Genomic DNA, 26,287 nt, shown 5'->3' with positions numbered 1-26,287 from the left:
TCCCCTCCAACGCTAATCTCAATTACTATTATACGCATTATTGTATCGTTTCTCTTAAAAACGGCTCAATGCTTTATCCTATTTATTTTAGCATGTTGTTATACATTTTATGTGATATTGTTTAAAAACGTGCTTAGTATCGCTCCCCGTTCACTCTTTTATTACGCAAAAAACTGCCGACAAAGCATTCAACTTTGTCGACAGTTCATTCTTAACGCCCTAAGGCAAGCTTTTATTGGATATTATTGTAAGTTTTTGTTGTCGTTGTTTTGTTTATTTTTGTCGTTTTTTTGTTGCCACTCTTTACGAGTCATCACATCATCAACTTGCATATTCACTTCAACTACATCTAAACCAGTCATGTGTTTCACTTGTTCTTTAATAATGTCAGTTACTTTACGGAAGATTTTAGGAGCTGACTCACCATATTCTAAAACAACTTTTAAATCAATAGCTGCTTGTTTTTCACCGACTTCAGCACTCACACCTTGAGCTACATTGTTGCCACTTGTAAGAGAATCGCTGATGCTATCTACAAAGCCGCCTTTCATGTCTAAAATGCCGTTAACTTCACGCGCTGCAATACCAGCAATTTTTTCAACGACATCATCTGTGAATGTTAAGCTATTTTTGAATTGTTGTTCATTTTTAGCGTTTTGTTCTTCACGTACTTTGTCGTTTACACCTGTTTGTTCATTATAAGCTTGTTTGAAATTGTTGTTTTGAGTTGACATTTAAATACACTCCTTGTTATTTATTGTTAATTAATTTAAAACATCTTAACCGAAACTAGCTAATCCTGTTTATAAAATTAATAAACTCTTGCGTACAGTCTTTGATATACCCTACACCTACACCGATTAAACATAAGAAAGCGATTAAGATAGTTTTCCAAAAGCCAAGTGTTATGAATAAAATGGCTAAAATTAAGAATACAAAAAAGCCAATGATTCGCCATTTATATTTATTAATAAATGCAGCAAGCTTTTCTACGCCATCTCGGTTTGATTGTTGATTATCATTATTACTCATGAAAACCCTCCTTTACACTACACGTGGCTCATTTGAATTTTTTCGTTGATCACGCACATTAATTTCAAGTTTGCGTACCGGTATTTCAGAAAAATGTTCCACACTTTCTTTAATATCGTTACGAATTTTCTCATTTAGTGTTTGAATATTTGTAGCACTTGTTGGCACTAAATAATCAGCTTTTATATCGATATAGCTTTCGTTTTTCTTGTTATACAATTTTGATATTACGTTTGGTTGGCGAATATCATCATATTTTTTTAACGTATCGTAAACCGTATTTTCAATTGATTTGCGGGAAACGTAAATGTGTCCATCGCTATAATCTTTATACAATCCTGGTTTACGGTGCGTCGGCTTAAATGTACTGAAAAACAAGATTAAACCAATTAAAATCAGCAATCCTGATAATCCTATTAACAATGGTTGGAACCAATTAAATTGGTAGAAATAATCTTGATATTGTTTAATAGACTGATGGTCTATGTACATAAATAATAAAAAGCCTACAATAACTACAATTAGCAATCCTAAAATGAAATTTTTAAGTCTTTTCATTATTAAGCTCACCTCCTAATAATATTTAAGTCATTTTAGTTTACCCATATATTTATACTGAAAACCTCTACAGTTACATTTCATTCGATAAAAGATACTTTTTTAAGAAGACTTCATTTAAAATTTGTCCTTTCCTCACTCGCCAAAAGTAACTACTCCCCTCATGGATGTAAAAATCAGCATTTTATCATTTAAAGGCACCTCTCGTTAATTCCTTTAAAAGAGAATGCCTTTCACATGCCAATATAACTATAAATATATTATAATATAAAATATACGTATTATACGAATGTGTTAGACACAAAGGGACTTTATTTATACCAACATTTCTACTGTAATGGCCAGCGTACTAACATTGTCAGATGGCAAAGTGATAGTTCATTTTTTAATAGGGACTATTTCTCAGATTGAAAAAGATTCTATTTTTGTTAGTTGAATTTTTGAATCTAGAAAAATAAGGGGGAATATATGGGGATTAATTTTTATTGTTTTCTAAAACTTTTAAGCTATATACTAAATACCTATTTCGATCAACCACCATAAAAAATACAATAATAACTTAACGATTCATATTCATTAAAGGGCGTTTAAAATGGAGAAAGTGATTACTTGTATTTTATTGTTTTTAGCTATTTTATCTGGAAATACCATTCAGTCCGAAGCACTTGTGAGTAATCGTTTTTAACCTACTATAAAGGAAGCAAGATTATTATGAGGGAACTTTTAACGAACGCTTCCCCCTCACTTGTCATTTACTTTCAATTCTTGAAGCGCACGTGCTTAAACGATATCAAAATATAAATGTGTATGAATCAAATCAAGCATAATATGAGTTTGAACAAGCGTTCCAATTAACTTGTGTTTACATTAATATACCAATTCAGTCTTTTATTTTTTCATAAAACTATAATCATACGCACCAATAGTATTATGCTGGTTCGTTCGCTTATCTTATCGTTAAATACTGAATTGAAATGGGTTAGCGTATTAACATTTTACACTAGCACTGTTTTATGACTTTTGCGCTACATATTTAAAAATCACTTTTCATAATACATATTAAGATTTAAGTGATTTTTAAATGACAAGCTCATGTATTATTCCTATTCTAATGCTTAAAATCTATTTTCTTTAACATATAAAATACAATAAATATAAAATTTATGTTACTATGATTAATAATATAAAAGACACAATCCTATTTATCTTCCTTTGATGGCATATCTATATCGTCTTAATGACACTTACTAATATTTAGAGACTTCGGAGGTAATTTTATGAACAACAAGGATTTAATCAATGAAACAGGTTGGACTATGAACGAAATTATTAAACGAATCAATAGCTTCCCGCATGTGAGCAAGAAAATTACTGAACAAGACTTAAAGAAAATGAGTAAAAACGAATTTAAAAATCTATTATTAGGTATAGAAGATTAATGCGCCGATTTGTATATGGTTTTTCAATTTTTATTTCTTTTGTTACAATCATACTCTAGTAACAGCAATAATAAATTACTCGAAAAACTGTTAAAATCCACGTAAGCTTTGCAATCGGTGTTTAGCTTTTCTAATTTTCAAAGCTTTAAATGAATATTTAAAAAGTGTTAAAAGGAGGAATGACGTGATGCAATTTAATGGATGGGAAATCATCGTTAACTGCAAGGATAATTATGAAATCACAACAAATGAAACAACACTCGTCGTGATAGATCGCGATAATGATGTTGCGTTAGCTGTTAAATATGTAGATGGTGATTTGAAAATCAACCACATTAACTACAGCACAGATTTTTATATTAATGCCGACAATAAAGAACTTAAATTAGTGATTCATGATTTTAGTGAGTAATCAAAGACAATGGAATTTAGCATGATATGACGCTTTACTACCTATGAAAAAAGGAGCTGGACATCGAAACGTCCAACTCCTTAAATTGTTTATTGAGATATCTGAAACTCATATTGAGTTGCTAATGAACACAACTCAAAGCAATCTTATTGAAATACGCGTTCATTATTTATTTTTAAAGTACCTGATCACCCTCACTAACATAGAAAGTGTAGGGAAAATCATTAAAAATTGAACTATAAGACTAATATTTACTATTAAATTTTCCATCTGAAATGGCACGAGAAAACCCGATAAATTTATCAAAATGACAATAACCACATTGATTAATATATTAAATGCAAAATGAGATGGCTTAGATACGCCTGTGTAATTAAAAGTGTTCTTCCAATAATTGATATACATAGATGTCTCCTTAAAATGATGTCATATGTAAATTGTAGCACAATCAAAACAATTTGTATCCCAATACTTTATTTCACCTTTTATCTTATTTCAGAATCCTCTCTTTACCTTCAGCCAAATTAAACTTCCCGTATTCCCTCTCTACTGTTAGTCACTTTATATTCCAAATGACTCCCAAACCTTGACATCTTAGATAGGTTCTCACTTTCCGAGACATTAATTTCTCATCTTATTATTCACCGAACATCAAATATACACTCAAAATTACATTTTACCCTCTATTGATTCGTTCTATTAATAAACAAGTACAGTTAAGTATTCCTAACTGTATTATGTGTACATTTTATGTCAAATTAGTGGTAAATTTTTTGTATTTGTTCACACTTAAGAACGAATAACATGGACTTAGGCACTCTTTCACATTATTAGAAATTGATACCTTATACTGTACTTAACTACTAATTGGAGGTGAAAACAATGTTTATCATCGAATTAATCAAAAAAGCTATCGAATTCTTCAAAGGCTTATTCAAAAAATAATTAGCTAGGTGTGTGTTTGGCGGTTAGTGAGACTCTCTCACTAACCGTTTTTTATTTGTCTTCTAATCGTGTATTATTTAAGTGTAAATATCTTACTTGCTAGTAATATTAGAAAATTGGATTAGTAATATAAAGTAAATATCGTATTAGCTGTTATTTTGACACTTAAGCATTCGGATATAGCGTTGAAACACACTTTATCTCAAATAAGGAGCAGGTGATTTTATGGCAATGTTCATAATGATATTCCTTTTTGTATATGCCATTATCATTACTTTAATGTATTTTAAAAAGAACAAGTAATACTTTTAAGGGGAAAATATAGAGTTATCTTTCCCCTATTTCATTTGATCGCATAGCAATAAATATTTTAAGGGGACTAACAAAATTGAGTTCTTTCATTTCTAACCACGTTTCACACAGATTGATAAAGCTTAAAACTGGCATTTGCATTCCCTTTTCTTTCATTAATTTGACTAAAATACTATTTACCTTTGCCATTATAATGCCTTTTATCGAATCGCGTCATAAAAAGTCTTTTTTCGTAAACCTCCACAAAATGTTGTAAAATATTGTGATAAGTTAATATTAACTTTCTAAAACAATAACGCACATCACGACGTATGCTAAATCATAAAAAACAAACTGATTTTAAAATATATGAAAAAATACTTTATCTACTTCTTCGCAGTACTTTAAATCAATAGTGGATTTGATAATAAAGCTGGCAATAGTTTAAGCGTTCTAGATAATAATTATTTAAGGAGGGTTTGTTATGAGTAATAGATTTATCATTGATATGGGATACTGGTACGATGGCGAAACACTTGCTTATCCTCTCATCTTTGCCGATTCAACATTTACTTATTTTATTATGTGGATTGAAAGAGGTTTAGAATGGTATAAAAATCCATGGTAATGCTTTATATAAAAACCACCCATACATGTGCTACGCCTCTAAAATTGTATTTCGTTACAACTTCGGGAGAGCAATGCATACATGGGTGGTTATTTTGATATAGCCAAAAATTTTATAATGTCATATATTTAACTAAGTTAGCTTGATTTAACGCTTAAGTGGCATAACTTTCAAGTAAGTCGCTGTTCTCCAAATGTATTCTAAAGGACCATATTTGAAATGCTTCAGCCATAGCATACTGAAAATAATTTGAATGCCATAGATTACTAAGCACATAAACAGTGAATTTAACATTGTAATATTACCGTTAAAAATCAATTTCACAAATCCTAAAATGAAAAGCGTTTGGCATATATAATTTGTTAAAGCCATACGTCCGTAATATTTTAATGGCGCTAATACTTTACGTCCAAATTCGTTTTGTACTAGCAATATAATCGTTAATATATAAAAACTAGCGATAAATGGAGAAGTCATGGTTATTACATGATCAAATAATATGCGTTTTTGAACGTATTCTTCATAAATACCCGCATGTTCAGCAATAACGTAGTTTGGATGTGCGAAAAACACAATTAATAAAACCAAGCTTACGATTGTCAAAATCAAAGAAATCATCCAAGCTATTTTCCACTTTTTTAAATTAGTGTTTAATTTATAGATGAGTCCATATTGAGCTATCGTGAGTCCTAGAATAAAGTATGGTATAACGAACAAAACTTTTGCATCTAGTCCTATAACAGCAATTAATAGGCCCATACCAATCAATAAATTGATTTCTTTTTTTAGATGTATAAAAATTAATAACAGCAGACCAACAACCGCGTATATCGTTAAGGCTTCACCAGGTTGTAGTAAAGCATGTAATATACCAAAAACAAATAACACTAGTAATCTACGTAAATATAAAACATATTTATTTTGGGCTTTTAATTTTGCCCTTTCCATAAAGATGTAAAAACCTATCCCAAACAAAGTAGAGAAGATAGCAAAAAATTTACTTTCCACAAATATTGATAAAAAGCTAGCATAAAGCCCTTCTATACCAATATTAGCTGGCTCTACACTAATAAATCTTATTCCTATTACATTAACGAGAATAATACCTAATAATGCAAAACCTCGCAAATAGTCTAGCGTGTCAATACGCCTATTTATGTCTTCCATTCCTTCACGTCCTTTTTTATAATTCCTAAAACAGTTTATTCAATAAACATTATTATGTCTATCAGACTTATGTAGGAAATATTTAAATACAAAAGTGAGATATACAACATTTAGAATCAAACCAAGTAACTCTAATATTATGGAAATAATAGTAAAACATCCCTTTATTATTTTTACTTTTTGAGAAAAAATGAGAAGATGGTAGCAGATCAATTAAGTATATTTGTATTGAGTGAAAATTTATGGACAACCCAATTGCTTTTGTCCAAGTATAAAAGAGTTAAAGGCGACGAAATCACTTGTTTTACTAATTTTAAATCGTAAAAAAATCAAGTGGCATTGACATTCCAAAGTTTAAGCAAAGTTCTGCTTCTACAAATAACGAATTAGCGTCTCTTAAAATTATCAAATACTGACGCAATAATTCAAGAAGAATTTGATGATAGAAAGAAGAAATGACTCGACTATAATTTTTCGTTTTTTAAGCCCTCGTGGTGCTTAAATATAAATTTATTCAAAGGAGAGATCTAAAATGAAATTTAAAGATTGGAAAATTACTATTAATGGAAAAGGTACTCATAATGTTGTAGCTAGCGACGATACTTTATTAATTTTACATGGATACCAACACGTTGAAATAGCATTAAAATTTGAAAATGATACCATCCAAGTCAAATCTCTAGGTTATGACCAAGATGCTACTATTAACCCTACTACAAAAGAGATTATTGTTAATGTAACCGACTTATTAGAAGACGATGAATAGTTTAATATATGTCAATAACGGTGTCTATCGTACCCAATAAGAACAGAAGGCTCATGAAATTTGGTAAATGACCAATATGAATTCAAATAATCATGATAATTATGAATAGAAACTACCGCTTCCTCCACCTCTACAGAAATGAATGTATGGGTTAATTGTAAGATATTGGAGGTTTCGGAATAAAAAAAGAGCGTTCACGTTCGCTCTTTTTTCTTGTTTACAAAACCGAACATACGTTCTATAATTGTGTAGAGGTGTTTTTGATGAAGAAAATAATTAACCCTGATATGCCTGAAATTTTTGCGTATGAAGCAGATTATAGAAAAATACCTAGAAAGTACTTAAACTCAAGTATTCCTAAAGGAAGAGGAAGTATAAAGTGGCAGCCTTTTATGTCTATTCCTGAACAATTTGAGAATATTTCTGAATATATTAAAGCTCAAAATAAAATTGCTATGCCATCGCTAGACAACGATCACTTAGAATTTCTTAATGACCAACTATCTCTTAAATTGAACGGAAATAAGCGTGCAGAAATCACTTATTGGAAAAATGGACATATCTTTTCTATTAAATGCTATATGAAAAGTGTTAATAAGTTAGAGGGAATTTTAGAAGTGACTAATTATAGTAAAAATGAATTCTTGGCGATTGATTTGAAAAGCATTATAGAAATCAATTAATAGATTATTCAAGGTTGTGAGACATATGTACGATTATCATTATTGTGAAGATAGAGATATAATATGTGTTGATTTACAGAGCTTTTTTGCGAGTATATCATGTAAACTTAATAATTTAGATCCTCTAAAAGTTAAACTAGCTGTGGTAGCAGATACAAAAAGACAAGGATCTGTTGTACTTGCAGCCACTCCTGAACTAAAAAAATTAGGAATAAAAACAGGGTCCCGATTGTATGAAATACCTCATAGAAGCGACATTTATATCACAAACCCTAAAATGATGACCTATATAAAAGTTTCTAACGAAATAACCAAAATCGCTTTACAGTATTTGCCACACGTAGATTTTCTTCAGTACAGCATCGATGAGTTTTTTATGGATATAACTGAATCCTATCATCTATTTGCAAAAACACCTTTTGAATTTGCGGAATTATTGCAGAACCAAATATTTAATCACACTGGTATTAAAAGTACAATTGGCATAGGGTCTAACATGCTCCTCGCTAAAGTATCTATGGATATTGAAGCCAAAAAAACGAAAACTGCTATAGCAGAATGGCGCTATGAGGATGTACCTAATACCTTATGGGCTATTGATAACCTTACTGATATGTGGGGGATCAATAAACGGACAGCCCAAAAGTTAAATAAGCGCGGCATTTTTAATATCAATCAACTGGCTCATTATCCATACGAATACTTAAAAAGAGATTTTGGAATTATTGGACTTGATTTACATTTGCATGCCAATGGTATAGATGAGAGCTTGATAAGAAAACCGCATAAAACTAAAAATAAAGGACTAGGTAAAAGTCAAATTTTGATAAGAGACTATAAATTAACTGAATTAAAAACAGTATTGATAGAACAAGTTGATGATGTATATTATAGGACAAGGAAAAAAGGCCTCTTCCCCACTACAGTATCTGTTAATGTAGGTTATGCAGATTCTGGAGGTATTAGAAAGCAATTCACTAACAAAAATGGATTTAAATCTACCACTGCTGTTATTGACATATTGTGGGGTTATTTAAAAGAAAGATTAGAATTTGATAGGTTGTATAGAACTATAGGTATTCATTTTACTAATTTTAAAAGCAACTCTATCAAACAATTGGAGCTTTTTAAAGACGAAAGAGAACAAAAAACAGAAATGATTGATTTCGCTTTAGATGCAGTTAAAACGAAATACGGTAAAGATATAGTAATGAAGGCTTCTAGCCTGACACAATCAGGTACAATAAAAGAAAGGAAGGACCTCATTGCAGGTCATAAATCCTAGTCTTTAACTTGATCTAGACATACATGTATATAAGTTCAATTAATAAATATAATCCAACTGACCAAATGCCCATTAATATAAATAGCGATATGTTCCATGTAGGCACAACTTTAATCACATAACCCAATAACAAAATTATTACAAGAATTTTGTTTAGAACACAAACTTGGAAAATCACACTCTACGCCATTCGCCATAAGCATTACTCCCATTTACTACACAACGGCGTGTCGATACATTACATTTCAAACGATTAGGCCATAAAAATATCAGAACAGCATTGAGAGATGTTTATTACTTTCTATCTATGGCCAACGAAACCAAACTATTTTGACATGCCCAATAAGAAAGCGACCATTTTTGAGCTGACCCCAAATATTGGGAATAGTATAATTTTTCTATAGTGCGAAATCTTGCATCTCTAATGTTTGTATTACCATTTTTTAAATCTGTCACAGTTTGCCTTGGCAACCCTGAATTTTTGGATATATTGTAAGGCGTATTATTTTTTAATAAACGTTCAATAGATTCTATTATGTTACTTATTTCGTTCATTTTTATCGCCCTTGTAAATTTTTATTAACACCAATGTAGTAAGTAAAGTTACAACACTATTACTTATGTTATTTCCGAAAAACAGATTAAGCCAAATGAGCAAAATTAAAATAATGTAAATTGTTTTCATATAATTTTAGTGTTAGAGTTGCGGTAGACAATCCCTTTTAGGCTTTGTTTCACTACTTATCGTCTTTTATTAGTGTTTTTACAATTGCCAGTGTGGACACTACATAAAAGACGATTTTTGCTATTGTCTTAAGCGTTTCTAACACCTTCCCCCCCTCTCAACTAGTATACCTTATTACAGAACGATTAGCCGTACGAAACAACTCATTTCCTCATTCTTTTTATTTTTTTCATAGAAAAAGAGCCAACCGTCGCAACAGTTAACCCCGAGTACACTCGTTATTTCTATTTTTATTGTAACCTAAAAAGAGTACAAACCGTTGTGCATCCGAGGAAGATTAAACGCCTTTATGCTTGTAGAAATTGAATCCAGCATACACAAGTCTACGTGTTCACTAAAAATGATTAGGATAAGAGTAACTAGTATGTGTAATTATCGCTACTAAAGCCCTTTTCTTTTTATTTGTCTAACTAAAAATATAGTAATTAATATACCATTAATTATACTTACTCCTTTATATATAGGAGAGCTAAAAGTAACGAAAAAAACAGTCAGTAAAACTTCTAATATGAATAAAACGATAATAATAGCTAGTAAAACCTGTTGAGATTTAGGCATGTTATGTTTTTGTTTTTCCATAAAAATCTCCTTTATAAAACGATAAGTACAAAAGTATAGGCTACCGCATTAGCCACATTTTGATTGAACCCAAACTTATTAACTAAAATTTTGCTAATAGCGGTTTGTGCTTTTTCTTGAGAATTAGCGAGTAAATTTATAATCTGAGTCACTTTAGCATAATGAAACATGACTAATTCCGTTCCAGTCGAGTTTTCCACTTTTTTACAACAGCATCCCATGCAGCTCTAGCCATTTTTTCATAAGCGCTTGCATAGCTTTAGCAGCAGCTTTTGCTGTTAAAGTAATTTTCCTCATTCTTCTGTTTTTCTTATATTTTTCTTTAACAGGCGGGTCTATAAATTCACTAGAAGGTGTGGTTTCAATTGCTTTAATCTATGCTTCTTTGAATTTTATATACTCTTGTTGTTCATTTTCAAATTGTTTTTGAGAAATCGTAGCCGCATTAACCTGACCTCCATACACTAACACTACTTCTGATACAATTACAGATGATAATAATGCTATAATTTTAGAAAATTTCTTCATGCGCATCTATTCTCTCTCAAACATATACCCTATTATTTAATTTAACATACTAATAAATAATTTTAAATTTATCTTTAAATTGGATTATAGAACGCTTAATGAAACTTCGTAAATATAATAGTTCTCCCCCCTAATCTTTACTATATCCATTTGCTACTTCTCGTTCTTAATTTTTCAGCTTTATCTTCAGTATTACAAACAATGAAATAAACGCACGTTTTCATTAAACCTAGTACTTATTATTTAAAACTAATCCACCAAAAGTGTCTAGATAATCCTATTTAACTGTACTAATAATTTGTTCACCTATTGTTTTTAAAGCACCAAACAAATTATTCTTCACATCATATTTAACTGCCTCATCGTACAAATTAAAAATTTCGACAATCTTAACTTCACACTAGAATTCACTAGGTGTTACTGCGATTCTTTCAATATCATTAGACGCGAATACATAACTATTAGCCACCATCCCAACCTTGTAGATTTTACTTTGAATAAATTTATTAATTACTAAATCAACTGCATTATTATTAATCGTTATATCGGACTTATAAAGAAGAGTTAGTTTAGATAAGTATATTTCCTCCAAAAAAGGTTTCTACTCATATATTGTACTATTGCAAAAACATCGTTATAATCTAATTGTTCACAATTAAGAATAATTATTGAGTTCTGAGATACTAGAGCGTGAAAAATCATCACAATAATTGAGACAACATTGAGAGAATGAAATATGTCACTTAGTGATTTAGCTCGTCATGTAGGAGTTGCTATATCTGCTGGATAACGTTATTTAAACTCAACTAGAGAGTTCCCTTTAAACCGTGCGAAGATTTTGCAAAAGCTCTTGGTATCAGTACGGAATATTTACTTGATTTTGAAAAAAGTGAACAATACGCACAACCACAGCATCGTGTAGCTCATCTTGAAGGTGAATTAACTGACGAAGAGTGGCCACGTGTTTTAGATAAAGCAGATTTTATTAGAAGCAAACGCAAATAAAGGGTGTTTGGAATGGGATTATATGAAGAAACTTTAGCACAACATGATTATATCGAAGTGAGAGAGTCGGACATACTCCCAGAGGATTTACAAGGAGTTTGGTTAGGTGATTTAATTTTAATAAAACGTGATTTACCAGAAAGACAAAAAACTTAAAGTCTTTTCGAAGAACTTGCACATCACAAATTGATTCAAGGCAATATAGTTGACCTCTCTCAATTTAATAATGGGAAATTCAAAAACTACGCAAGACGGCATTCTTATGAAACTTCAATACCTTTAGAGGGTATAATTGATGCTTTTATGAATGGTATACATAATTTGTATGAGCTTGCTAATTTTTTGAAGTTACAGAAGGTCACGTACTAGATTGTATTGAACTTTATAAACGTAAATACGGTTTAAGTACTTTTAGTGGTGACTATTTAATACAATTTGAACTACTGAGAGTTTTTAAATATAAAAATATTAATTAAGGGGATGAAAAAAGTGAATTTTAAAAAAATAATTACAGTTTTATTATCATCGGCTTTATTACTATCAGCGTGTGGAGATGATGATAAAAAAGAAGAAACTAAAAAAGAAACTAAATCAAAAGGAAAGAAAGTCGAAAAAAATAAGCTAAAACAAAATGCAAAAGAAAACGAAGTCGAACAAAAAGTTACAAATGAAGAGCCATCAAGTGTACAAACAGAACAGCAACAATCACCTCAACAAGAGATCACTTACGAAGAACAAATGCGTGCTAACGCAGAAGTTGCAAAGAAAGAAGGTTATACAGGTATTCCTAATGGTGATGTAGGAATGATTGATTATGATGAAGTCGAAAGAATATTAGAGGAAAACAGAAACATTAATGAAAGCGAAGTCGGTGAAGCGCTTCCCCCTGAAGAAGAAGCAGCTATAATAGAACAACAGTAAAGATCATCAGAATCTGAAGGGTTAAAATTAGCATCAATTATATGAGGCGTTCCTCCCCCCCCTTTTATAAAATTATAAAGGAGTTTTTATTATGAAAAAAGTTTTATTTACCTTAATTGCATGTTTGTTTATTTTGAGCGCATGTGGAAATGACGAAAACAAGAAAGACGATAAAAAAAGTGAACCAAAACAAGAACAAAAAGATAAAAATAAGAAACGATCAAATGAAAATAATGAACAAAATGAGAAGTCTAATGAAGTAAATAATGAGAATACGCAAGAATATAATACACAAAATAATCAACAGCAAAATTTACAAAATCAACCTGTTCAACAACCAAATGATAATCAAGCAAATACTAATCTAAATGATGATCATGTTGTATCGCCAGGTTGGACTGAACAAGAACAACAAGCTGAATACGAAAAATATAAACAAGGCCAAAAAGAACAGATTGAAAATGGAATAGAACCCGGCGCCGAAGTGACAAATTAAAAAGCAATCACAAAAGTGTAAGCATTCTCACAAATTTTCCACCACTATTAATAAATACATTTTAATGGGTACCTCACCGTACCCTTATTATTTTTTACTTTTTTTGAGAAGGAATGGATAGGACATGCAGACAATACTACCACCCTATCGACGTATAGTCATTTATTAGAAGAAAGAAAAAGTGAAGAAGAAAACAAAACATTGAAAGCCTTGCGTAGCATGTGATTCAAAGAAACTTGGTCACAGCTTGTGACCAGAAATCTATTTGAGATAAAAAATCACTTTTCGTGACCATGATGTGGCCAAAATAAAAAGAAACGAATATTTACAGTTATTTACAAAAATAAAAAGAAACGCCGTAATATCAACGTTTCTTAGCAATTTAACTTATCAAATATTAACAGATACTTTCAAAAAAACGGAGAGTGAGGGATTCGAACCCTCGAGACGCTTGTGGCGCCTACACACTTTCCAGGCGTGCTCCTTCGGCCAACTCGGACAACTCTCCAAAATATAAAATAAAAAATCAGAAGCGATGTTTCACTTCTGATTTGATGACCCCTACGGGACTCGAACCCGTGTTACCGCCGTGAAAGGGCGGTGTCTTAACCGCTTGACCAAGGGGCCGTGGCTCCACAGGTAGGACTCGAACCTACGACCGATCGGTTAACAGCCGATAGCTCTACCACTGAGCTACTGTGGATTAATAAAAATGGAGCGGGTGATGGGAATCGAACCCACAACATCAGCTTGGAAGGCTGAGGTTTTGCCATTAAACTACACCCGCATTTCACGATAAGGGCGGCTGATGGGAATCGAACCCACGAATGTCGGAACCACAATCCGATGCGTTAACCACTTCGCCACAACCGCCGTGATTGAAAGTGGTTCAGGACGGAATCGAACCGCCGACACAAGGATTTTCAGTCCTTTGCTCTACCGACTGAGCTACTGAACCATATTATAATGGCGGTCCCGACGGGAATCGAACCCGCGATCTCCTGCGTGACAGGCAGGCGTGTTAAACCGCTCCACTACGGGACCTAAAACTATTGCGGGAGGCGGATTTGAACCACCGACCTTCGGGTTATGAGCCCGACGAGCTACCGAACTGCTCCATCCCGCGGTAATATTATTAAAATCGGCTACCTTTTAATAGTACCAATTTTCGTAATGAATGTCAACGTTTTTTTAAATTTATTTTAAAATTGTTAAGGAAAATAAATGGTGTCTTTTGCAATTTTTCAATTCGTACCATTGCTTCAAACCCTTACCTTAATCGGTTGACCTAAGCCTTACTGCGTTTGAACGCTTAAGACTTTCTTAGTATATATTTAGTTCTTTAAAAGGTCAACGCTTTTTCACAAAGAAAATGTGTAATTTCATCCCCTATGTAGTAAAAACTTCTCAATTCGTTTCGAATCATATCATTTTCATCTCTCAATGCCCTATCAGTCTAATTTTAAAATGATTTTCTGTTTAAGATAATTAAAGGTGTCATAGCCATCTACCTCACAAAAATGGCCACCTTTTTCAATCGTATACAATTTGGCATCTAAAACATTACTTAAATGTTGTGTATAAGCATACGGAACAATATAGTCATCTTTAGCTGCAATACAAAAACAATAATTCAGCTTTACTTTAAGTGTGTCATAATCAATCGTTTGATTTACAAATTCATCTAATTCTGGAAGTTGTTCTAATTCATCTTTAAAACCTGAAATAATTGCAATTCCTCCAATTAAAGGGATATCTAAATCATTAATAAATTTCAAAGTCGTGATTGCACCTAAACTATGCGCGACAAAAAGTGTATCACTGTTAACATGTGTCACTTGTTGTTGCATAGCCTCTAACCATTCTTCTACTCTCGGTGTATCTGGATTAGGAAACTTAACAATTGTGACATCATGCCCTTCAAGTTCTAAAGCATTTTTTAACCATTGAAACCAATGTTGATTTTCATCTGCTTGGTAACCATGTGCAATATAGACGTGTGTCATTCAAGTCATCTCCTTTTTAATACTTAATCAAATTTAAACCACAAGCGTTTGGGATTTAATCCAAAACGAGCGATAAAAAATTCTTAATACTCTGTTTGAAGTAATCACTTTAAAAAATAGCGCTTAGTTTATTAACCGATGCATACGTTTTAGTACTACTTTATGAAAATATAAATAAGCAAGACTTTAAACAAGCGTATCAAGCCTTGCTCATTACACAACGCGCTTAAATTTAAATTCTAGGGATAAGTCTTTCTACCGCATCTTGTGCTTGTTGAATACAGTCCGGTAATCCCACCGCTTCAAATGGCGCGCCCGTAATTTGAAGGTGCGGATATTCTTTATATATATGTTCTTGAATTTTCTTGATTTGGTTTATGTGACCTACATGGTATTGCGGACTTGCATGCGGCATTTTATTGACTATTGTAAAATCTGGTTCACCGTAAAATGTCATCATTTGAGATAAGTCTTTACGCGCAATATCAATCAATTCTTGATCCGTATGTGTTTCGACAATATCATCGCCTGGTTTACCGATGTATGCACGAATAAGCACCTTACCTTTCGGTGTCGTATGCGGCCATTTTTTTGTTGTCCATGTACATGCTGTTATAGCCGTATCGCTTGTTCTGGCAATTACGAACCCCGTTCCATTATGTGTGTTTTCGATGTTTTTTTCATCAAACGCAAAAACAATTGTTGCTACGGAAGAGGCTTCGAGTTGTTTAAAGTAATCAAAGCCTGGATCTGTATCAAACCATTGATGGAATACTTGATGCGGTGTTGCTACAATCACACCATTATAAAAGGTATTGCTTTCTGTATTTGTTTCTACATAGTAACCTTTTTGTTCAGCAATTAAATCCGTAACAGATGTTTTATATTTAAATTGAACATCATGACGCTTTAACCATAATTCTAGTTGTTTAATAAAATGAAAAAGACCATGTCGAAATTGTTTAAATTGGCCTTGTGGACCTTCAGAATTATGGTTTTCTTTTTTTTCACGTTCTAATCGCACTTTCTGCATGCCTTTGATAATACTTCCGTGTGTCTCTTCTAACGTTTTAAAGTTTGGAAAAGTGCTCATTAAACTTAATTCATCAATATTTGTGCCATAAATACCACTTAGTAAAGGTTCTATTAAGTTTTCTAAAATTTCATCTCCTAAGCGATATCTAAAAAAAGCACCTACCGACATATCTTCATCCATAGCCATTGGTTTGCGCTTCAAATCTTTTAATGCGCGTAATTTCCCTTTAAAAGAAATTAATTTTGTTGTCATAAACGGCTTTAAGTCTGTAGGTATGCCTAGTATTGAGCCGCCAGGAATTGGAAAAAGTTGATTGCGTGCATAAATATAGGATTGTCCTGTTTTATTCGTAATAATGTCTTCATCCGGTATACCAATATCTTTGGCAAGTTCTGTCATAATTGTTTTACGACCAAGATAAGATTCTGGCCCTAATTCAATCGTGTAACCGTCACGCTCTATGGTTTTTATTTTTCCCCCTGGTTGATCAGTCGATTCGTAAACCGTTACGTCTATGTGAGGATAATGCTTTTTGATAAAATATGCACTCGATAAGCCCGTAATTCCTGCGCCTATAATCGCAACTTTAGTCATATGGTTCACACTTTCTAATACAAATTTGTAATTTCATCCACAATCGCACCGATAAAAAGTGGATGTGTATCAGGCATCGGTGGTCGGTGATAAATAGCGCCTACTTCATCGCATACCCGTTTACATTCGTAATCGTTATCATAAAGGACTTCTAAATGCTCGGCAACAAACCCTACAGGTGCATAAATAAAATGTTGATATTTACCCTTTTGATAAAGTTCGCGTGTTAAATCTTGAACATCTGGCCCTAACCATGGTGTCCCTGTATTCCCTTCTGATTGCCAACCTGTCGCAACGTGATGAATTGCTGATTGCGTCTGTAAAGCTTTTGCTGTTTCCGCTAATTCAGACGGATACGGATCATTACTTTCTTTAATCATTCTTTCAGGTAAACTATGTGCTGAAACGACTAACATCGTTTTATCGTGTTCACTTTGTGGAATATTCGCCAATATTTCATTAACACGCATCGTCCAATACTCTGTAAACTTTGGTTGATTGTAATAGCGTTGAACATGATGAAGTTGAATGCCAAATTCGGCTGCTTTTTCATCTGCTCGTTTATTATATGCGCCTATAGAAAAGTTGGAATAATGCGGCGCCAATACAACCGTCACCGCTTCAGTAATACCGTCTTGATTCATTTTTGTCACTGCATCTTCGATAAAAGGATGAATATGTTTAAGACCAATATATAATTTGAATGTAACTGCTTCATAATGCTCGTTTAGAGTATCTCTTATCACTTCAGCTTGACGCTCTGTAATTTTCGCAAGTGGTGAAAGCCCCCCGATAGCTTCATAACGAGAAATGAGATCGTTCAACTCTTCCTCGCTAGGCTTGCGACCGCGACGTATGTCTGTATAATACGGCTCGATATCACTTTTTTGATACGGTGTTCCATACGCCATCACTAGTAAACCGACTTCTTTTTTCATCCAAATCCGTCCTTTTTCAACTCTATTTTAATTTTTCCCCTGTATAATCATGTACAAATTTTGATACACGTTGTAATGTTTCTGGTTTAACTTCAGGAAATACACCGTGACCTAAATTAAAAATATACTTACCATGGTTTAATCCTTGGTCTAAGATTGGCTTCAATCGTGCTTCAATAACCTCCCAAGGTGCAAGTAAAATACTTGGATCAAGATTACCTTGTACCGCCTTTGATACGCCCAATTGACCTGCTTGTTGAATAGATGTTCTCCAATCTAAACCTAAAACATCAATTGGCAGTTGATTCCACGACGTAATTAAATGGCTTGCCCCTACGCCAAATAATATGACTGGTACATTATAAGATTTGATCCCAGAAATTAATTTATCCATGCAAGGCTGAATATAGTAGTCATAATCAGCTTTATTCAAAATACCTACCCATGAATCGAACACTTGAATTAATTGCGCTCCCGCTTCTACTTGAGCACCAACGTAAGTCACTGACATTTCAGCAAGTGTATCCATCAACTTAAACCACGTTGCTTCATCACTGTACATAAGCGCTTTAGTTTTATTGTAATTTTTTGAAGGTCCTCCTTCAATCATGTAACTCGCCAATGTAAATGGTGCCCCTGTAAATCCGATAAGCGGCACATTTAATTTTTCCTGAGTTAATAATTTAATCGTATCTAATACATACGGTACATCTCGCTTAGGATCAATGTGTCCTAAACTTTCGACATCTGACATTTGTTTAATAGGATTTGAAATAACAGGTCCTATACCAGATTGAATCTCTACATCTACACCAATCGCTTTAAGTGGTGTCATAATATCTTTATATAAAACAGCAGCGTCTGTGTCATATTGTTCTACAGGTAAAGATGTAACATAGGCACACAGTTCAGGCTGATGCGTAATTTCAAATAATGAATATTTTTCTTTTAATTTTCGATATTCAGGTTGTGAACGCCCTGCTTGACGCATAAACCACACCGGCGTATGTGTGACTTGTTCCCCTTTTATCGCTTTTAATATCGTGTCATTAAACGGTATAACCATGAGAACCTCCTTCAAAAATTCATTCTTATCAACTATAGCACATTTGTGCATCATAACGCTTACATGGAACTCAAATGTCATAAAAGTTTAAAATCTCAAATAACACTTTTACAAACGATTCAAATGGGTAATATAAATTGTGGTCTTTTACATTTAAAAAAAGTATAATAAGTTCAATATTAAGGAGGGGAACACCATGAAACTCTATATCACTTATGGTACCTATGGTTATATACATCAAATTCAACTCAACAACAAAGACAGAAATTTACTCATTTTTGCTTCAGAAGACCGCTCTGTTTTGATGGAAGAGACAGAAAAAGAAAGTGTTTTCCAACAACCTAGAGCCTTCCGTTCATTATCTCGAGTTGGTGAAATTTCTGAAGATGATTTTCAAGCAGTTATTTCTATCCCAACTTCCGAAGATCATAAATATCAATTAGAAAAAAGACTCAACAGTTATTATCCAAATCTTGCCGATTTTGAAGGCTATAAAAGTTTCAGATTACTCAAACCTTTAAAAGACAATGTATATAAAGTGATGTTTGGATTTGAATCAAGAACAGCTTATGAAGATTTCAAAAAATCGTCAGTCTTTCGTAATCATTTTTCTAAAGATGCTGTACATTCTCTTGCTGGTGTTACAAGTACACATAGCTCTTATTTAGAACGTTATTTCTATCCAATTTCTGAAGAAGACATTTTACAACAGCAAGAATCAAATAATTAAAATATAAAGAGGCACGGATGAAAAATAATCCGTGCCTCTTTATGTTTAATCTCTAAGAAGCGTTTCTTGATATTTTAATTTTTTAATTGTAGATTTAACTGTTAAAATCCCCACAATAAAAAATAATGCAATGAAGTAAAAGCTTTGAGGATTTACCACTATATAAATCAAGCTTAATAACAGACCGACAATCACTACAGTATGATACAGAAATTTTTCATATCCTTTTATAACTAATAAATCAGAGACAGGCCAAACTTGTGGCCATAACCCATACGCCTCTTGTGTATAAAACTGTGACATTTGTAAAATAATAATGTACATGCCTAAAGCGCCAATCACAGCACTTACAATAGGCTGATGCAGCCACACCATTAATAAGGCAATAATCACAAATAACCGAATCGTTAAATGAAAGGCGTCTTTACCTCGCATAAAATTACGCTTAAAAAGATACAGGTACATCGCATTTTGATTGAACTGCTTCGGCTTTCTAAGAAAAACATCTAAATATTTGCGTCTTGCAGCTGGCGCTTCCAATCCTTTCACGTCCGTAAACATATTTACAAACTTATAATAATTAGAACGATGTTGTTTAGCCTGTTCAATCATAAAATGCCATGGAAAATGCCTTTTTTTATTATAACTTTTCAACAAATAAATAAGCACTAATATAGACACTATACTACCAAAAGCCATGTATGAATGGGCATCTAACCATACATAATAAGCAGAAAGCGAAAAGATGAATAGTACTAAATTAATTGTGACATTTTCTAAGCCACATAAAAACCATTGCCATCTTAAAACTAATCCCATATACGGCAAAATAATAGCAAGTATCGCTAGCACGATATATGTCACTAATTCGTTAGGGTGCAGTGCGTTCATCAACGGATAAGCCACTATCAAAACAATCATTTGTAATGGTATTCGCATAATATAACTTACATAAATACTTTGTTGAATATAGTGTCTCATCTGCTTTTCATAAGGAAGCAAAAAGAGTTGATCAGCATCTTGAAGTAGCGTTTTTAAAGGAAAAAGTGAAGTGACCGCTAAAACGACCGAGACAATAAGTGTGTAATTAATGCCCTTAGGAATCGAACGCAGCCACTCGCCATAACCTAAAATAAACGCGCCTAACAAAATAACGAGAAATACTGAAAAATGACCGTTAAAAATAAACTTATTGTAGTACCGCTTTTCTTTTAAATCATTTTGTCGTCGTGTTTGATACAACTTTTTGGCACTATTCATGATGAAGCTCCTCGTTGCGTCACTTCAATATAAATATCATCAAGCGTGCGATTCGGCATATTCGTTTGTGCTCGGAGTGCATCTAAGTCCCCCATTGCGACAATTTCACCTTGATCTAAAATAATAAACCGATCACAATATCTCTCAGCAGTTGCTAAAATATGCGTACTCATCAGCACAGTACGCCCTTCTTTTTTCTTTGTTTCCATTAAATCCAACATAGATTGTATGCCTAGTGGGTCTAGGCCTAAAAACGGCTCATCAATGATGTATAAATCAGGTTCAACAATAAAAGCACAAATAATCATGACTTTTTGTTTCATCCCTTTAGAAAAATGACTCGGGAATACATCCAATTGATCTTCTAATCGAAAAGTGTTTAACAACGGATGCGCACGACGCATTGCGGTTTCCGAATCAATACCATATGCCATTGCTGTCATTTCTATATGCTCTTTTAATGTCAACGTATCATAAATCACCGGAGATTCCGGAATATAAGATAAATGTTGACGGTACGCCTCTATATCTTCTTTAATATCAATATTTGAAATCGACATTTCTCCTTCCATTGGTGTTAATAAGCCAAGTAGATGTTTAATTGTTGTGCTCTTGCCAGCACCGTTAAGACCGATAAGCCCAACAATTTCTCCAGGTTGGAGTGAAAAATTAATGTTTTTTATAATGGGAGTTCTACCATAACCTCCCGTTAAATCAGTTACTTGTACAGTCATTATCCTGCACCTCCGTGAAACTTATTGTACAAAAAAACAGCTCATTTTACCATTTTTAAACGTCTTTCTCACATTACATGAATGTTAAACTAATGCTATAATAATTAAAAAATGATGGGAGCGAATACTATGTCAGAAACTATTTTTTCTAAAATCATCGATGGAGAAATCCCAAGTTATAAAGTTTATGAGAATGAATACGTATATGCCTTTTTAGATATTTCTCAACTTTCTAAAGGACATACTTTATTAATTCCAAAAAAGCCTTCCCCTAATATTTATGAAACAGATGCCGAAACGATGAAACATATTGGCGAGGCGTTACCTATTGTTGCGAACGCAATTAAAAAAGCTTTTAATCCAGACGGGTTAAATATCGTTCAAAATAATGGTGAATACGCGTCACAATCTGTATTCCATATTCATTTCCATCTCATTCCACGCTATGAAAATGACATGGACGGCTTTGATTATCAATGGGAAACGCATGAAGATGCTTTCGATGATAATGAAAAATCATCCATTGCTAAAGCAATTGCAGATCAGCTTTAAAACGAACCATACACTTCAACATACTTATGAATAAATATAGGTTATAATGGGTATGAAATATTAAAAGTGCTTCAGAGGAGGAAAAGTATGAGAGCCTTACAAATTACTTTAGGCCTTGCTGCAGGAGTAGCAACAGGACTCGGTATAGCATTAATGAAACGTGACAATCAAACACGTATTCAACATGCTACTGTTGAGCGTCCTAAATCAGAATTAGAAGTTGAAAATATTAAACGTAATTTCAACGATATTTTGAACTATGTCAATGATATTAAAACAGAAAGTAAAAGCGTAGCCGGCTCTATCGGTGATGAAGTTAAAACAATGATTGGTGAATTTCAATCGGATATCGACCCGAATATTAAACGATTACAATCGCACATTGAAAATTTACAGAATCGTGGCGAAGAAATTACAAATTTCCCGTCTAAAAAGTAAATTTGTAGTGTGTAACTACCAATAATTCGATATAATAGTATTAAAACATGATACCTAGGTATCATGTTTTTTTATAGTTTGAGAAAGGAGCGGTGACCTTGACTGAAAAACAAAAACAAATAGAGAGTATCCTTTTCACTCATAAGGCAGCTATGCTATCAAAAGTGATTTGGAAGAATGTTGAACGCGACTGGCAAAATTGGTTACGTCAATCAGGTATTACAATGAACGAACATCTGATTTTAATGACGATTTATGCATTCGGCCGCGTCACAATTTCTGATATTTCACGTTATGGTGTAATGCATGTTTCAACAGCTTACAACTTTGCTAAACGTCTTGAGCAACAAGGGCTTTTAACACTTGAAAAAGATACCAATGATAAGCGTAACACTTTTATACATTTAACCGATGAGGGTACAAAGCGCATCGAAGAAATATTTGAACAATATAACATCGAAAATAATACTGTATATCAAGCTTCTGAACAATTTAGTGCTGAAATGTTCCATAAACCTAATTTCAGTGACGCCCATTATTTAGTAGCCAAAATGTACGGCAAAGACTTTATCGACGATGTTAATGCATGTCATAACCACTTAAGAAAACATTTGCTTGACGCAGAGTAATTGAACGTAGATAATACAAGTTATCTATTACATGTTTAAAGGAGTATGTACGATGTTAAATTGCTCGCGCTCGATAGATATACATTCGCGATTTGGGTTACCACGTATTGCTTTTATTAGTTTTGTCACAATGGTCATTACATTTTTTATCAGCTTTGAAATTTTTCATTTTAGACATGATGTCCCATTAACAGACAAACATTTTTTATTTTTTCTGGTCTTATTATTTTTCTTATATCCAATTCATAAAGCTATACATTTATTAACGGTATTCCCTTACTTCAAGCATTTCCGAATGCACAAGTTAATCCGACACAGTTGGCTACCTTTTTATAATATCTACGTAGATAAGCCGATTAACAAAATATACTTTTGCATCTGTTTACTCATGCCTTTATTGACGATTACCTTAGCAATGGTTTTTCTCGCTCGTCAGTTTCCTGAGCACGGGCATTATGCAATGTTTTTACTCGCTTTAAACGCAGGATATTCTGTTATGGACGTACTTTATTTAAAAATCATTTTGTTTTCACGACAAGGAGATTACATAGAAGAGCATATCAATGGGTTTATGATACTCGAGAAAAAATAACAATGATGAAAAGCTTTATCTATTTCGAAAACGAAATTTAATATTTTTTGAACTCATTCAAAGTAGTGTAGAAAACTTTTAATATAAAGTTTCTATGCTACTTTTTCTGTTTTATGTAAAATTTCCTCGTAAAATAGTCGTAGATTTACCTTTCTTCTTTGGTATGATAACGACATTGTGGTAAGATAATTTGTGATAATTCAAAAATAAAGGAGCTAACACAATGAAGAAAGGTTTACAAAAAATGATTATCCCTATCACGGCAAGTGCAGTACTTTTAGGTGCCTGTGGTAACGATACACCCTCATCAAAAGATCAAACGCTCATTTCTTCAAAAGCTGGCGATGTTAAAGTAGAAGATGTGATGAAAGAAATTGGTAAAGATCAAATTGCGAGTAATTCATTCAAGGTACTATTAAGTAAGATTTTAAAAGATAAATACGAAGATAAAGTGAACGATGACGATATTGATAAACAAGTTGATCGTGAAGTTAAAAAATACGGTGGCAAAGATCAATTTGAAAGCTTGTTAAAACAACAAGGCATGACAATGGATAAATATAAAGAGCAACGTAAAATGGTGGAATATCAAAAAGCAATGTTAAATGAGAAAGTAGATATTTCAGACAAAGAAATTAAAGAAAACACTAAAAAAGCTTCACATATTTTAATTAAAGTGAAGCAAGACAAGCAAGATAAAGAAGGACTTTCTGACAAAGAAGCTAAAAAGAAAATTGATGACATTAAAAAACAATTGGACAAAAATCCAAAAGACTTTGATAGCATCGCTAAAAAAGAATCTATGGATTCAACTAAAGACAAAAACGGAAGCTTAGGTTATGTCATCAAAGGCCAAATGGTCAAACCATTTGAAGAAGCTTTATTCAAATTAAAAGATGGTGAAATTTCTGATGTAGTTAAAACTGACTACGGTTACCACATTATCCGAGCTGATAAAGCAACTGATTTTGATAAAGAAAAATCAAAACTCAAAGAAAAGTTCATCCAAAATAAGCTTCAAGACAAACCAGAAATTTTAACAGATGCTTATAAAAAATTATTAGACGAATATAAAGTCGACTACAAAGATAGCGACATTGAAAAAGCGATAGACGATAAAATCTTAAATCCAAAAGCCTTGAAAGAACAAGCTTCAAAAAGCGCGATGCAAGGTGGACAACAAAATATGGGCATGTAATACGCCTCAAAAAAGAAGGCTCGAACAATTTAGTGTTCGAGCCTTCTTTTAATGAATAGCGACTGATTCGTCGTTTAATCTAATTTTTCTGGTTTATAAAATTGTCTATTTTCAAGTCCAAAGATGCGTTCCGTAAATTGTCCTTTGTCAATCTTTTTAAATGCTTTATCGAACATATTCATACGTGCATCAATGTTATCAATCAAATTTAAAATTTCCGCTTCTTTAACATGCGGCAATTTAGGTGAACCATATTCTAATTTGCCATGATGTGAAAGGATTAAGTGACGCAATAATAAAACTTCTTCCCCATCAATGCCAAGCTCACGTGCTGCCTCTGCTACTTCGTCACTCGCAATTGAAATATGTCCTAGAAGATTCCCTTCTAGCGTATAACTCGTTGCGATTGGTCCAGAAAGTTCTCTCACTTTCCCCATATCATGCAAAATAACCCCACTGTATAATAAACTCTTATTTAAGTTTGGATAAATTTCGCATAAAGCTCTGGCAATTTGTAGCATCGTTAACACATGATAGCTTAAACCACTTACAAAATTGTGATGGTGTGAACTCGCAGCCGGAAACGTAAAGAACGCTTCTTCATGTTTGTGTAACAAATGACGTATAATACGTTGTAAATTCGCATTTTCAATCTCAAAAATAAATGATTGTAGTTCAGATTTAATTTCATTCGGTGGCATCGGCGCCCCATCTATAAAATCTTGAGTCTTCAAACCATCTGCTTCCGTCGCAACTCGAAATTGATTCACTTTCATTTGTTTACGCCCGCGGTAATTGATAACATCCCCTTTGACGTGAATAATCAATTCAGGTTTCAATGTAGCGATATCTTCTTTCGTTACTGTCCACACTTTCGCCTCAATTTCTCCACTTTTATCTTGAAGGTGCAAAGTCATATAATCCTTCCCTTGAGCTGTAACACCTTGCGTTGCCTTATGAACGAGGAAAAACTGGTTTACCGCATCCCCAGGTTGTAGTTTTTCTACATTTCTCATATAAAAACGCCTTTCTCA

At 32.9% G+C, this 26,287-nt stretch carries 30 protein-coding genes, 8 tRNA genes and 3 pseudogenes; 17 read left to right on the top strand and 24 right to left on the bottom strand.

Annotation, left to right across the window (positions count from 1 at the left end; genetic code table 11):
• Positions 1–242: 242 nt before the first annotated feature.
• From LN051_RS04535 to amaP, 3 genes are read right to left on the bottom strand one after another with little or no spacing between them, the layout of a single operon-like run.
• The gene (locus LN051_RS04535) at positions 243–734 is read right to left on the bottom strand and encodes an Asp23/Gls24 family envelope stress response protein (RefSeq protein WP_229293368.1); all 492 of its coding nucleotides are present in this window, start codon (positions 732–734) and stop codon (positions 243–245) included.
• A 55-nt stretch (positions 735–789) separates the two neighbouring features.
• Complete coding sequence (locus LN051_RS04530) at positions 790–1,032, bottom strand: DUF2273 domain-containing protein (protein WP_229293367.1); 243 nt, start codon at positions 1,030–1,032, stop codon at positions 790–792.
• Positions 1,033–1,044: 12 nt separating this feature from the next.
• On the bottom strand, positions 1,045–1,590 hold the full coding sequence (amaP, locus tag LN051_RS04525; RefSeq protein WP_229293366.1) for an alkaline shock response membrane anchor protein AmaP: 546 nt from the start codon (positions 1,588–1,590) through the stop codon (positions 1,045–1,047).
• A gap of 1,277 nt (positions 1,591–2,867) precedes the next feature.
• Between amaP and LN051_RS04520 the strand changes: the two genes are divergently transcribed.
• The 3 genes from LN051_RS04520 (at position 2,868) to LN051_RS11495 (ending at position 4,386) form a co-directional block, all read left to right on the top strand.
• Positions 2,868–3,029, top strand: coding sequence for a hypothetical protein (locus tag LN051_RS04520; protein WP_229293365.1), 162 nt, complete (start codon positions 2,868–2,870; stop codon positions 3,027–3,029).
• A 184-nt stretch (positions 3,030–3,213) separates the two neighbouring features.
• Positions 3,214–3,441: a hypothetical protein gene (locus LN051_RS04515; RefSeq protein WP_420853991.1), complete on the top strand. Its 228-nt coding sequence runs from the start codon at positions 3,214–3,216 to the stop codon at positions 3,439–3,441.
• Positions 3,442–4,323: 882 nt separating this feature from the next.
• On the top strand, positions 4,324–4,386 hold the full coding sequence (locus LN051_RS11495; protein WP_420854005.1) for an epsilon family phenol-soluble modulin: 63 nt from the start codon (positions 4,324–4,326) through the stop codon (positions 4,384–4,386).
• 327 nt (positions 4,387–4,713) lie between these two features.
• Here the strand turns inward: LN051_RS11495 and LN051_RS04510 are convergent, their stop codons facing one another.
• Positions 4,714–4,887, bottom strand: a complete 174-nt coding sequence (locus tag LN051_RS04510) for a hypothetical protein (protein WP_229293364.1) — start codon at positions 4,885–4,887, stop codon at positions 4,714–4,716.
• A gap of 274 nt (positions 4,888–5,161) precedes the next feature.
• Here LN051_RS04510 and LN051_RS04505 point away from each other — a divergent pair, with 274 nt between their 5' ends.
• Complete coding sequence (locus LN051_RS04505) at positions 5,162–5,305, top strand: hypothetical protein (RefSeq protein WP_229293363.1); 144 nt, start codon at positions 5,162–5,164, stop codon at positions 5,303–5,305.
• 147 nt (positions 5,306–5,452) lie between these two features.
• Here LN051_RS04505 and LN051_RS04500 read toward each other — a convergent pair whose 3' ends face one another.
• Complete coding sequence (locus LN051_RS04500; protein ID WP_229293362.1) at positions 5,453–6,472, bottom strand: DUF418 domain-containing protein; 1,020 nt, start codon at positions 6,470–6,472, stop codon at positions 5,453–5,455.
• 532 nt (positions 6,473–7,004) lie between these two features.
• Between LN051_RS04500 and LN051_RS04495 the strand changes: the two genes are divergently transcribed.
• The 3 genes from LN051_RS04495 (at position 7,005) to LN051_RS04485 (ending at position 9,206) form a co-directional block, all read left to right on the top strand.
• Positions 7,005–7,238, top strand: a complete 234-nt coding sequence (locus tag LN051_RS04495; RefSeq protein WP_229293361.1) for a hypothetical protein — start codon at positions 7,005–7,007, stop codon at positions 7,236–7,238.
• 263 nt (positions 7,239–7,501) lie between these two features.
• Positions 7,502–7,921, top strand: a complete 420-nt coding sequence (locus tag LN051_RS04490; protein WP_229293360.1) for a YolD-like family protein — start codon at positions 7,502–7,504, stop codon at positions 7,919–7,921.
• A gap of 25 nt (positions 7,922–7,946) precedes the next feature.
• Positions 7,947–9,206 carry a Y-family DNA polymerase gene (locus tag LN051_RS04485; protein ID WP_229293359.1) on the top strand — a complete coding sequence of 420 codons (1,260 nt, stop codon included), beginning with the start codon at positions 7,947–7,949 and terminating at the stop codon, positions 9,204–9,206.
• 378 nt (positions 9,207–9,584) lie between these two features.
• On the opposite strand, the pseudogene LN051_RS04480 reads toward LN051_RS04485, so the two are convergent.
• The 4 genes and pseudogenes from LN051_RS04480 to LN051_RS04465 all read right to left on the bottom strand — a co-directional run.
• Positions 9,585–9,761: pseudogene (locus tag LN051_RS04480) on the bottom strand (hypothetical protein); the annotation flags it as partial.
• A gap of 571 nt (positions 9,762–10,332) precedes the next feature.
• On the bottom strand, positions 10,333–10,530 hold the full coding sequence (locus LN051_RS04475) for a hypothetical protein (protein ID WP_229293357.1): 198 nt from the start codon (positions 10,528–10,530) through the stop codon (positions 10,333–10,335).
• 11 nt (positions 10,531–10,541) lie between these two features.
• Complete coding sequence (locus tag LN051_RS04470) at positions 10,542–10,730, bottom strand: hypothetical protein (protein ID WP_229293356.1); 189 nt, start codon at positions 10,728–10,730, stop codon at positions 10,542–10,544.
• 175 nt (positions 10,731–10,905) lie between these two features.
• A complete protein-coding gene (locus tag LN051_RS04465) occupies positions 10,906–11,064 on the bottom strand; it encodes a hypothetical protein (RefSeq protein ID WP_229293355.1) in 159 nt (52 codons plus the stop codon).
• Positions 11,065–11,794: 730 nt separating this feature from the next.
• Between LN051_RS04465 and LN051_RS04460 the strand changes: the two are divergent.
• The 4 genes and pseudogenes from LN051_RS04460 (at position 11,795) to LN051_RS04445 (ending at position 13,480) form a co-directional block, all read left to right on the top strand.
• Positions 11,795–12,063 (top strand): annotated as a pseudogene (locus LN051_RS04460) (helix-turn-helix domain-containing protein).
• 12 nt (positions 12,064–12,075) lie between these two features.
• Positions 12,076–12,539 (top strand): annotated as a pseudogene (locus LN051_RS04455) (ImmA/IrrE family metallo-endopeptidase).
• A 13-nt stretch (positions 12,540–12,552) separates the two neighbouring features.
• Positions 12,553–12,984: a hypothetical protein gene (locus LN051_RS04450; RefSeq protein ID WP_229293354.1), complete on the top strand. Its 432-nt coding sequence runs from the start codon at positions 12,553–12,555 to the stop codon at positions 12,982–12,984.
• Between the two features lie 91 nt (positions 12,985–13,075).
• Positions 13,076–13,480 carry a hypothetical protein gene (locus LN051_RS04445; protein WP_229293353.1) on the top strand — a complete coding sequence of 135 codons (405 nt, stop codon included), beginning with the start codon at positions 13,076–13,078 and terminating at the stop codon, positions 13,478–13,480.
• A gap of 419 nt (positions 13,481–13,899) precedes the next feature.
• Here the strand turns inward: LN051_RS04445 and LN051_RS04440 are convergent.
• The 12 genes from LN051_RS04440 to hemE form a co-directional block, all read right to left on the bottom strand.
• Positions 13,900–13,988 (bottom strand) — tRNA-Ser (locus LN051_RS04440).
• Positions 13,989–14,035: 47 nt separating this feature from the next.
• A tRNA-Glu gene (locus LN051_RS04435) sits at positions 14,036–14,107 on the bottom strand.
• Position 14,108: 1 nt separating this feature from the next.
• Positions 14,109–14,183: transfer RNA gene (locus tag LN051_RS04430), tRNA-Asn, on the bottom strand.
• 10 nt (positions 14,184–14,193) lie between these two features.
• Positions 14,194–14,267: transfer RNA gene (locus tag LN051_RS04425), tRNA-Gly, on the bottom strand.
• 13 nt (positions 14,268–14,280) lie between these two features.
• Positions 14,281–14,353 (bottom strand) — tRNA-His (locus LN051_RS04420).
• 12 nt (positions 14,354–14,365) lie between these two features.
• Positions 14,366–14,438 (bottom strand) — tRNA-Phe (locus LN051_RS04415).
• Positions 14,439–14,447: 9 nt separating this feature from the next.
• Positions 14,448–14,524 (bottom strand) — tRNA-Asp (locus LN051_RS04410).
• Between the two features lie 8 nt (positions 14,525–14,532).
• Positions 14,533–14,606 (bottom strand) — tRNA-Met (locus tag LN051_RS04405).
• Positions 14,607–14,931: 325 nt separating this feature from the next.
• Positions 14,932–15,486 carry an RBBP9/YdeN family alpha/beta hydrolase gene (locus tag LN051_RS04400; RefSeq protein WP_229293352.1) on the bottom strand — a complete coding sequence of 185 codons (555 nt, stop codon included), beginning with the start codon at positions 15,484–15,486 and terminating at the stop codon, positions 14,932–14,934.
• Positions 15,487–15,718: 232 nt separating this feature from the next.
• A complete protein-coding gene (gene hemY, locus LN051_RS04395) occupies positions 15,719–17,116 on the bottom strand; it encodes a protoporphyrinogen oxidase (protein ID WP_229293351.1) in 1,398 nt (465 codons plus the stop codon).
• A 14-nt stretch (positions 17,117–17,130) separates the two neighbouring features.
• Entirely contained in the window at positions 17,131–18,054 is a 924-nt protein-coding gene (gene hemH, locus LN051_RS04390) for a ferrochelatase (protein ID WP_229293350.1), read from the bottom strand.
• Positions 18,055–18,076: 22 nt separating this feature from the next.
• Positions 18,077–19,120: a uroporphyrinogen decarboxylase gene (gene hemE, locus LN051_RS04385; protein WP_229293349.1), complete on the bottom strand. Its 1,044-nt coding sequence runs from the start codon at positions 19,118–19,120 to the stop codon at positions 18,077–18,079.
• A 196-nt stretch (positions 19,121–19,316) separates the two neighbouring features.
• Between hemE and LN051_RS04380 the strand changes: the two genes are divergently transcribed.
• Positions 19,317–19,850 (top strand): antibiotic biosynthesis monooxygenase family protein, encoded by a 534-nt coding sequence (locus LN051_RS04380; protein WP_229293348.1) that lies wholly within the window; start codon positions 19,317–19,319, stop codon positions 19,848–19,850.
• A 45-nt stretch (positions 19,851–19,895) separates the two neighbouring features.
• On the opposite strand, the gene ecsB is transcribed toward LN051_RS04380, so the two are convergent.
• Positions 19,896–21,110: an ABC transporter permease EcsB gene (gene ecsB, locus LN051_RS04375; protein ID WP_229293347.1), complete on the bottom strand. Its 1,215-nt coding sequence runs from the start codon at positions 21,108–21,110 to the stop codon at positions 19,896–19,898.
• Positions 21,107–21,844 carry an ABC transporter ATP-binding protein EcsA gene (ecsA, locus tag LN051_RS04370; protein ID WP_229293346.1) on the bottom strand — a complete coding sequence of 246 codons (738 nt, stop codon included), beginning with the start codon at positions 21,842–21,844 and terminating at the stop codon, positions 21,107–21,109. The genes ecsB and ecsA overlap by 4 nt, the downstream gene beginning before the upstream one ends.
• A gap of 129 nt (positions 21,845–21,973) precedes the next feature.
• Here ecsA and LN051_RS04365 point away from each other — a divergent pair, with 129 nt between their 5' ends.
• The 5 genes from LN051_RS04365 to LN051_RS04345 all read left to right on the top strand — a co-directional run bounded on the left by LN051_RS04365 (position 21,974) and on the right by LN051_RS04345 (position 25,253).
• Positions 21,974–22,396, top strand: a complete 423-nt coding sequence (locus LN051_RS04365) for an HIT family protein (RefSeq protein ID WP_229293345.1) — start codon at positions 21,974–21,976, stop codon at positions 22,394–22,396.
• Positions 22,397–22,483: 87 nt separating this feature from the next.
• Positions 22,484–22,834, top strand: a complete 351-nt coding sequence (locus tag LN051_RS04360; RefSeq protein WP_229293344.1) for a YtxH domain-containing protein — start codon at positions 22,484–22,486, stop codon at positions 22,832–22,834.
• 98 nt (positions 22,835–22,932) lie between these two features.
• The gene (locus tag LN051_RS04355; protein WP_229293343.1) at positions 22,933–23,463 is read left to right on the top strand and encodes an HTH-type transcriptional regulator Hpr; all 531 of its coding nucleotides are present in this window, start codon (positions 22,933–22,935) and stop codon (positions 23,461–23,463) included.
• A 52-nt stretch (positions 23,464–23,515) separates the two neighbouring features.
• Positions 23,516–24,055 carry a DUF3267 domain-containing protein gene (locus tag LN051_RS04350; RefSeq protein ID WP_229293342.1) on the top strand — a complete coding sequence of 180 codons (540 nt, stop codon included), beginning with the start codon at positions 23,516–23,518 and terminating at the stop codon, positions 24,053–24,055.
• Between the two features lie 223 nt (positions 24,056–24,278).
• Complete coding sequence (locus LN051_RS04345) at positions 24,279–25,253, top strand: foldase protein PrsA (protein ID WP_229293341.1); 975 nt, start codon at positions 24,279–24,281, stop codon at positions 25,251–25,253.
• A 74-nt stretch (positions 25,254–25,327) separates the two neighbouring features.
• On the opposite strand, the gene yhaM is transcribed toward LN051_RS04345, so the two are convergent.
• Positions 25,328–26,269 (bottom strand): 3'-5' exoribonuclease YhaM, encoded by a 942-nt coding sequence (yhaM, locus tag LN051_RS04340; RefSeq protein ID WP_229293340.1) that lies wholly within the window; start codon positions 26,267–26,269, stop codon positions 25,328–25,330.
• Positions 26,270–26,287: the final 18 nt, after the last annotated feature.

It is taken from the genome of Staphylococcus ratti (assembly GCF_020883535.1).
In the GTDB taxonomy this organism is placed as follows: Bacteria; Bacillota; Bacilli; order Staphylococcales; family Staphylococcaceae; genus Staphylococcus; species Staphylococcus ratti.
Note: the sequence above shows the minus strand (reverse complement) of the source record. Positions and strands in the feature narration are given on the sequence as shown.